General features: G+C 64.9%; 8 protein-coding genes. 2 read left to right on the top strand and 6 right to left on the bottom strand.

Going from position 1 to position 7,972, the window contains the following annotated elements; genetic code table 11:
• The 6 genes from U9980_RS16975 to U9980_RS16950 form a co-directional block, all read right to left on the bottom strand.
• Positions 1 to 494, bottom strand: a 494-nt coding sequence (locus U9980_RS16975) for a helix-turn-helix domain-containing protein (RefSeq protein ID WP_322768810.1), incomplete at its 3' end; no start/stop codon positions are given.
• Between the two features lie 437 nt (positions 495 to 931).
• Positions 932 to 1,468, bottom strand: a complete 537-nt coding sequence (locus U9980_RS16970; RefSeq protein ID WP_322768809.1) for a methylated-DNA--[protein]-cysteine S-methyltransferase — start codon at positions 1,466 to 1,468, stop codon at positions 932 to 934.
• Between the two features lie 154 nt (positions 1,469 to 1,622).
• Positions 1,623 to 2,648: a phosphotransferase enzyme family protein gene (locus U9980_RS16965; protein WP_322768808.1), complete on the bottom strand. Its 1,026-nt coding sequence runs from the start codon at positions 2,646 to 2,648 to the stop codon at positions 1,623 to 1,625.
• Between the two features lie 111 nt (positions 2,649 to 2,759).
• The gene (locus U9980_RS16960) at positions 2,760 to 3,464 is read right to left on the bottom strand and encodes an alpha-ketoglutarate-dependent dioxygenase AlkB (RefSeq protein ID WP_322768807.1); all 705 of its coding nucleotides are present in this window, start codon (positions 3,462 to 3,464) and stop codon (positions 2,760 to 2,762) included.
• Between the two features lie 219 nt (positions 3,465 to 3,683).
• Complete coding sequence (locus U9980_RS16955; protein ID WP_322768806.1) at positions 3,684 to 4,979, bottom strand: putative T7SS-secreted protein; 1,296 nt, start codon at positions 4,977 to 4,979, stop codon at positions 3,684 to 3,686.
• Positions 4,980 to 5,229: 250 nt separating this feature from the next.
• Positions 5,230 to 6,423 (bottom strand): YncE family protein, encoded by a 1,194-nt coding sequence (locus U9980_RS16950; RefSeq protein WP_322768805.1) that lies wholly within the window; start codon positions 6,421 to 6,423, stop codon positions 5,230 to 5,232.
• A gap of 264 nt (positions 6,424 to 6,687) precedes the next feature.
• On the opposite strand from U9980_RS16950, the gene U9980_RS16945 reads away from it, so the two are divergent.
• Together U9980_RS16945 and U9980_RS16940 are read left to right on the top strand one after the other, a co-directional pair.
• Positions 6,688 to 7,008, top strand: a complete 321-nt coding sequence (locus tag U9980_RS16945; protein WP_322768804.1) for a SemiSWEET family sugar transporter — start codon at positions 6,688 to 6,690, stop codon at positions 7,006 to 7,008.
• A 184-nt stretch (positions 7,009 to 7,192) separates the two neighbouring features.
• A complete protein-coding gene (locus U9980_RS16940) occupies positions 7,193 to 7,903 on the top strand; it encodes an exonuclease domain-containing protein (RefSeq protein ID WP_322768803.1) in 711 nt (236 codons plus the stop codon).
• The last annotated feature ends 69 nt before the right edge of the window (positions 7,904 to 7,972 follow it).

The following is a 7,972-nucleotide window of genomic DNA, read 5'->3' as shown; positions in this document are numbered from 1 at the left end:
GGGGCCGGCAGCACTGGGGCCGGCAGCACTGGGGCCGGCAGCACTGGGGCCGGCGCGACAGATGCGGTCGCCCGGACCGAGTCGGACATGCTCAGCACGAAACTTGCGGGTCGGCGAGCGGCCGGCCGGGTCAGACCGATCAGCCAGCCGAGGTCGCGCAACAACCGGATCTGTCGTTGCACATGGGTGCGGCTGTAACCGGTCTCGGCGGCCAGCGTCACGAGTCCGGGCGAACAGACCGCGGCGGGTCCAGGCAGCGCCGGGTGGCCGGGTTCGCAGATCGTCGCCACGTCCACCGCGTGGCTTGCGAGAGCCAGCGCGACGAGCTTTGCCGCACGCGGGAGACATGAGCGCAGCACCGCACGCTGCCAGGCGGTGCGATCCGCCACCGGCGTCCCGGAATCGGATGCCGGAAGGAGTACCAGGGCGCCTGGGATCGCCAGCTGGGTCCCGCTGCCGACGTTGGTGAGCAACGTCGGGATGTCGTCGACCACATTCCTCCTTCCGCGCTCGTGCTACCCGCGACCAGAACGGTTCGGTATCTACTAATAGTAGCGGATTCACTACTTGGAGCGTTTGTTGGTGTAGCAAGGGGCGCCCCTGGCGACATCGCCCGAACCGCGTCCAAGCACGGTACCCCGTGGACCCTGGCGATCACGCGCCCCTCGGCCACCGTCGACACATGAGGACAACACGGCTTCAAGATGTAGTTGTGTCATCATTGGGTAGTTGATCGAATGCTATCCGTCAAAATCAGTGCTACAAGCATCCCGTTGGAGCACGCATCCCGGGCCTCCATCAGAGGTATCAGGCTCCCACGGGGCCATCGGGCGCGCGACAAAGACCATGATCAAATAATTACGTCGCCGCAACGAAAAGCTACATTACGTAACGAAAGTAGCGAGGTTGCGCGTCACGGCAGGTCGGTCTCTTACCCGCGCTGGCCGGCGACCTTGCCTGACCTATCCGGGACTGGATGGCACTGACCCGGGCTCAGGTGACCGCCACGGGCAAGGGTCCGACGTTCAAGGTCGAGAAGGTGCCGCTTGCGACCGATACCACCGGAATACCCGGTCAGAGCCCCACTTGAACCGATCACCCGATGGCACGGGACCACGATGGGAAGCGGATTCCGACCGTTGGCGAGCCCAACCGCGCGGAAGGCCGACGGCCGTCCGATCGCTGCGGCGATCTCGGCATAGCTCCGGGTCGTACCATAGGGAATTGCTGCCACGGCCGCCCACACCGCCTCTTGGAACGGTGTACCGACCGGATGCAGCGGTACGTCGAAGGTGACCCGGTCACCCATGAAGTACGCCTCGAGCTGCTCGATCACATCACGGAACGCAACCGGATCGGACTCGAGACCGTCCAACCACGGCGGGCCGGCAGCCGGCTCGTTCATGTGAATTGCACGCAGAGCCACGTCGTCACCAACCAGCAGCAACGGACCCAGCGGTGAAGCCATTCTGGCCTGTCGGGTGACGCCTTCCACGCAGCCTGACGCTACCTTTCTGCTACTACACAGGGAAACGATGGGGTCACAACGGCGTGCAGGTGTCGCGTTGTCGGGCCCGGTCGACCTGATCGGGAACAACCTGACCGCCGGCAGCGGTCGTGCGTCAACACCTTCCGCTCAGGTAGTCATCGGCAAGATCGCACGATGTCGCGACATACCGCGTCACACTGTCGACCGCGTCGGCCTCCGGATGCGAATCCAGCCAGGCGACCAACAACAGCCGACGGAGCATGATGAAGGTCGCCACCATCGCCTCCTCGTCGGCGGACACCGGCCGGTGCCGCCGGTAGGAGGTAAGCCAGGCATCCACCAGGTCACCAACCGCTGGCAGATGTTCGATGAACGACAGAGACGCAGCAAGATCATAAAGGTACCAGGTGAACCCACAGTCGTCGAAGTCGATGACTGTGAGCTCATCCGCCTGCCCGTTGACCAGCAGGTTCGCCAGCCTCATGTCAGCGTGGACAAGCCCGAACCGGTCCGCGCCACGGCCGAACCGCTCAATCCGGCGGCGGATCTCGTCGGCGGCCCGGGTCAGGACGGCAACACTGGCCGGGTCGACCTCCGACGTGCCGGCCTGCCAACGACCCCAACGACCGTCCGCTCCCAGAGTCGTTCGCCACGTCCACTCGAACCGGGTGAAGCCGCTCGGACGCTGCCAGCCACAAGCATGTTGATGAAGCCGCGCCGCGATCTCGCCAAGTGCGGCGAAACCGCGCATGAGGCCCACAGCATCGGATGGCTCCGGCGAAGATCCCGCCACCCAATCGAAGAGCACCGCATAGCGCGGTTGGGTGTGCACACCTGAGCTGGCTGAGTCACGCGCGGTCATGGCCACCAAGTCACCCTGACGGGTCGGTACGACCCGCGGCGTATCCACCACGCCGTTACGCCGAAGTGTCCGCGTCCAGAGCAGCTCGGAAGTGATCTCCTCAAACCGATGATAGCCGGGTCGGTGCAGCCGCAACGCCCAACGACGGCCCGTTGCAGGATCTTCAACCTGGTAGGTGACGTTCTCCGAGACGCACAGGAGGCTTACGGTTAGTACCGCTCCAAGGTCGTAAGCGGTGAGGACCTCCTCAACCAGCGCATCCGTCGGATTTCGGTCAACCAGCACAGTCCTGATCATAATCAGGCGGCACCAAGCGCCGGCCGGGCCTGGAACGGCCAGGCCTGGACCGGCATACGACGCAACAGAGAGCGTCCGCACAACAGAGACCGTCCGGGTGCGACCAGAGCGTCAGCGCGAGAACGTGCGGGGGGCGCCATACCCGGGCCCTCGCTCGGGACGGCCTGTTCGCGACGTCCAGCGCCACTGAACGGACACCCTGCCAGCCACCACGCCACGGACCTTCGGGACCGCATGCAACCAGTCAGCCTGGCAACGGCCACCGAGAACAAGTAGATCACCCGAACCCGGTAGCAGGTCACGGGCACCGCTGTCGTCATTCAGGATGCGCCGTCCCGGCGGCAGGTGGCGGGACTTCACCAGAAACGGCCGGCGGGCACCTGTCGTGAGGATCGCGATCACCGTGTTGTCGAGCCACCGCATCTCCCGATCCCGGTGAAAGGCGACGCTGTCATTACCATCGCGATACCAGGACAGTCCGAACCCGTCGAAGTCGACCTGGTAGCGCCGCCGCAGCATGCGGTAGGCCTCGACCAGCGCCGGGTACGGCACCGGCCGGCCGCGAGAGATCCACGAAGTTAGCCGCGGCTCAGTCACATAACGCTCATAACGCCACATGGCGCCCTGTTTCCATGGCACGGACCCGGTCAGCTCGCGGTAGAGCCGGTCAGCCCCGGTCATCCAGCCGCGTGCGACGTCGACCCAGGATGTGTCATCGAACCAGATTCGCTCGAAGGTCGCGTCCGAATCGACCGAAGCGCCCAGAATCTCGGCGGCATCAACCGCGCCGGCGGTGGATTCCGAGACGCCTGGCATTGACGGATCGGGCGTCCACTCAGACGTCGATCTCCGTACACCGCTCATGCCTACCGCCCCTTCCCCGCCCGCGCCCACGTGTGTATCCATCCGTCGACAACCACCGCGACCTTCTCCTCCGACACCTCAACAAGATCATTATCATGATAACCGAGCCAACCGCGCCGAAGGTAGTCGGTCGGGTGCCACCGACCATCCCGTCAAACACCTCGCCGACCGTCACGGGTTCGACATGGGTCCGGCGGTAGACGCTTCGTCCGGTATTTCGGCCAGGTCGGTGGCGACCTTTCGTTTCAGCGAGTCGGACGGTGCATCCAGGCTAAGCGCGTGGTCCAGATCAGCAGGCCGAGCAGCCACGCGTTCACCCGGGCCGGTGACGGCGAAAGCGTCTTTCGCCACCGGGTGGCGGCCGCGAGGCAGCAGCCTTCTCAGCACGCTGGTGGTCCGGGTGCGACCACCGCGGAGGCGCTCGGCCATCGCCGCCAGGAGGGTACGCCCCGTGGTCCGTAAGATCCGCGCGAATGCTCGGCCATCGCGCAAGGACTGCCTGGCGCCCCGGACGGCCCGGGCGGCGCCGGCCGTGGTGGTCAGACCGACCGGACCGGGAATGCAGTCGGCCAGGGCAAACAGAACGTCCCACAGGGATGCCCGGCCGGCCGCGTATTCCATGAGAGTGTCAGCGAGGACGACGAGTGCGGCGGCGAAGATGACCCACGCCACCGGACCGCCGACGATCAGTACAACGACACCCAGGACTGCGACGGTGATTTTTGCGACGCGGACGGCGGCATGCCAGAAACGGCCAGCACGTTCTACCAATCCTGCCCAGGAATGCCAGGATCTGTTCTTCAGGCCCGCATGCGACGCGCTCCGGATCGCGTGCACACAGGTCGCTGCGGCATCCGCACGCATCTGCTTCGCGGTGAGAGCGAGCCGACGGGCGGCATCCAGATCATCCTGAGCGGAATCGACAGAGCTTTGCGCCAGGTCGAGTTTTGCCCGCACGGTATCGCGGTTACGAATCGCCTGCACCACCCGCGCCGGATCGGGCTGGGGAATGTCGATCGGGTATCCATGTGACGCCGAGGTCAGCTCCGATACCGTCGACGCCGCGGAGGTGAACGCGATGTGCGCCGGACCGACCAGCGTCTGGGCATGGTCCCGGCGGGCGCGTGCGTCCCGTCCCCGGGCGAGCGCGTTGTCGGCCCGCGCCTGGGCCGCGTCAAGATCCGGATTGAACGCGTTCAACGCATTCCCCGCCAGCCGATAGGAATTCGCGAGCTTCTGTAACTGCCCGGGGAACTCGGCCAACTCGTCGCGAAAGGAAGTACCCGACTCGCCCTGCCACGATATTGCAACACAGGAGGTGGTAATCGCCGTCAGATTTTCATTAGCATGATCTACATCGGCGGCGAATTCCAGGAACTTCCGTGCCAGTTCTCGTACCGAGAACGGATCCCCGGGCGTGGGATCAGCATCCAGATCGAGAACAGCCCAGTCCGTCGGTCTGTTCATCGAACGAACCCATGACGACAAGAAACACGCATTTGCATCACTCCGGGCCGGGTCAGGGGTCTAGCCAGCCACAAACAGCGCGACCACAGCTCCCTTCGCGCCGCCGGAGGTCCGAAGGGGCGGCAGGCCGACAGCCAACGTGGACATATGAAAGATAACCCGGATCCCAGCCGCGCGCACGGCTTTCACCCATTCAAAATACGACCATTTCCGGGGCCCACGCTAAATGGTCGCAACAAATTCGTACCGGTCAGCGCAGGATGCCGGTGTGGCCGAGGGAGTAACGACCCGGCTGGGGCCAGACGCAGACGCCGTGTGGACCCGGGCCGACCCTGATCCGTGCCAGCAGGTTGCCGTCCTTCGTCGAGATCGCGTAGACCTCGCTGTTGTAACGGCCGGCCAGCCACAGGACCGACCCGTCGGCCGACACCCCGCCCATGTCAGGACTACCCCCACCGCGGATCGGCCACGTGGTCCGAACCTGGCGGGTCGTGAAGTCCACGACGGAGACGGAGCCCTCACCGCGGTTCGACACGTACATCACGGTTGCGTCCCGACTCGGGTACAGGCCATGAGCGCCCCTACCGGTCGGCAGAAATCCGATCGTGGTGAAGCGAACCGGATCCACGAGATGGAGACCATTGGTCATCATGTCGGCCACGTAGAGTACCTCTCCGCGCGGATCGATCTTGATGTCCTGCGGCATGCCCCCGACGGTCAGGTACCCGATGACAGCCGGCGCGCGAAGGTCGATCTTGACGAGCTTGCCGGAGAACTCGCAGGTGGCGACGAGGAACGAGTCGTCAGCGGCGAAGTCGACGTGGTCGACACCGGGACAGTCGACCTTCAACTGGGTCCGCAACTGCCAGGTGTGCGGGTCGTAGAAGTCCAGGCGTTCCAGCGCCTCGGCGACGACCACCGCGTACTTCCCGTCCGGGGTGAAGTACATGTTGTAGGGATCGGCAACGGGAATATTCGACCCTTTGATCTTCCCGGTGGTCGGATCGATCGGGGTCAGACTGTTTCCGGCGTTGTTGGTGACGTACAGGGTTGACAGATCCCAGGATGGGACGATGTGCTGAGGACGGGCACCGGTCACGTAGTGGTCGATCACCGTGAAAGTCGCCGGATCGATCACATCAACGGTATTACTGTCACTGTTCGGAACATAGACGAGCGTCCTGGCATTGCGGACGGCTGGGCTGAACTGGTTTGCCCCGTCGAACGCGTAGAGGTTCCGCGGTGACACCGGCGGGGTTTCGACCGGCGACGGCGCTGCCGTGCCCGGGGACGCCGTGCCCGGGGACGCGATGGACCCGAGCGCCGCCGGGACATCCCGCGCCGACGTGCGTGGCTGAACGGACGGCTTGGACGAAGCCGCACCGCTGCCACATGCAGCCAACAGGGGAGCGCACACGGCGGTGAGCAACACGAGGCGAGACAACCGCTGTGATCGATTCCCGCGAGATATGTGCACAGATCTGCTCCGAGTCCCGACGGGCGACAACAACACCGAAGGGTAACAGTATGCACACCGCCCGAATGCGGATGGCAGTGGGGGCGCGGGGTGGATCCGATCGATCACGGACACCTCCGATCGGGTCACGATCAATCCGCGTCACTGTGAACACAGAAAGCGATCGTATAATCACAACTATTGATGTCTGCACTGATGAGGGATAACTCCCTGCGAACAGGTCGTTCCCCGATGTCTCGCCACCCAAATCTGAAATATCCTCGGATCGACGAGAAAGAGGTGCGGATGACCATCCTGGGCCTGTTGGCCGGCGCCCTGACGACCGGGTGCTGGTTGCCGCAGCTGTTCCGGTCCTGGCGGACCCGCTCCGTCCGGGACATCTCCTGGATCTATCTCGGAATCCTCGGGCTCGGCGTGAGTCTGTGGCTGGGCTACGGTCTCCTCAACGGCGACATGGCGATCATCATCGCAAACGCGGCGACTGCCGGTGCCATCGCCGTCCTCGCCGGCCTGAAAGCCTCGTTCGACCGCGAATCCGGGGAAGCAGCCTGACCGAAAGATCCAAAATGGACTCGACCACCGGGCGGGTACCGCCGCCACCTATGGATGTACCGAACCCGGATTCCCGACCTGCCGACCTGCCGACCTGCCGACCTGCCGACCGCAGTGTAAGAATTGTCTCTCTCATGTGCATATGGGTGCGGTCCCGGCGCAGCGGTCCGGCAAGATCCGTTCTGTGACAACCATCGTGGTCCCGGGCCGTGAGTTCGCCGCCGTGTTTCCGCACCGGTACGCCGTGGTGGACGTCGAAACCTCGGGCTTGTCACCGCGTGTACACCGAGTGCTGTCGGTCGCCGTTGTCCACGTTGCCACGGACGGCACCGTCGAAGGCAGCTGGTCGACCCTGCTCGATCCGGGTTGCGACCCCGGACCGGTCCATATTCACGGACTCACCCGCGAACGACTCGCCGGCAGCCCGACGTTCGACCAGATCGTCGATCCGTTGGTGTCCATGCTTGCCGGGCGGGTGTTCGTCGCCCACAACGCGACGTTCGACTGGCAGATGATCTCAGCCGAGGCGCAGCGGCTCGACCTGCGCCTACCGATCGATCGGCGACTGTGCACGCGGGTTCTCGCGCGCCAGCTCAACCTCGAACTGCCCAACCTGAAACTGGCGACCCTCGCGGCCTACTGGGGCGTTCCCCAACGTCGGGCCCATGAGGCCGACGACGACGCCTCGGTACTCGCCACACTGCTGCCTGAACTTCTGCGCCTCGCCGCCAACCGGGGCGCGGACCTGCCGCTGGTGACATGCGACGCCGAGGCACCGGCACCGGCACCGGCACCGGCACCGGCACCCGATATCGGACGGTGGGCAGCACGTCCGGCACGTCTCCTTCGGCCTGAACTCCCGAAGAACAGCGCGACGGAGACCACCGGCACGTAACCCTCGTTCTCCGACACACCCTCCGTCCTTCTATTTCGGGTTGACACGCCCGCCGCACCAATCCGCGGG

This window comes from Protofrankia sp. Cr1, from assembly GCF_963555865.1.
Taxonomy (GTDB): domain Bacteria; phylum Actinomycetota; class Actinomycetes; order Frankiales; family Frankiaceae; genus Protofrankia.
This window is presented reverse-complemented; position numbering and strand designations above follow the sequence as displayed.

Bases quoted from the DNA above. Each gene is read 5' to 3' on its own strand.
- U9980_RS16970 (WP_322768809.1), bottom strand. From the start codon at position 1,468: ATGGCTTCACCGCTGGGTCCGTTGCTGCTGGTTGGTGACGACGTGGCT.
- U9980_RS16965 (WP_322768808.1), bottom strand. From the start codon at position 2,648: ATGATCAGGACTGTGCTGGTTGACCGAAATCCGACGGATGCGCTGGTT.
- U9980_RS16960 (WP_322768807.1), bottom strand. From the start codon at position 3,464: ATGCCAGGCGTCTCGGAATCCACCGCCGGCGCGGTTGATGCCGCCGAG.
- U9980_RS16955 (WP_322768806.1), bottom strand. From the start codon at position 4,979: ATGAACAGACCGACGGACTGGGCTGTTCTCGATCTGGATGCTGATCCC.
- U9980_RS16945 (WP_322768804.1), top strand. From the start codon at position 6,688: ATGTCTCGCCACCCAAATCTGAAATATCCTCGGATCGACGAGAAAGAG.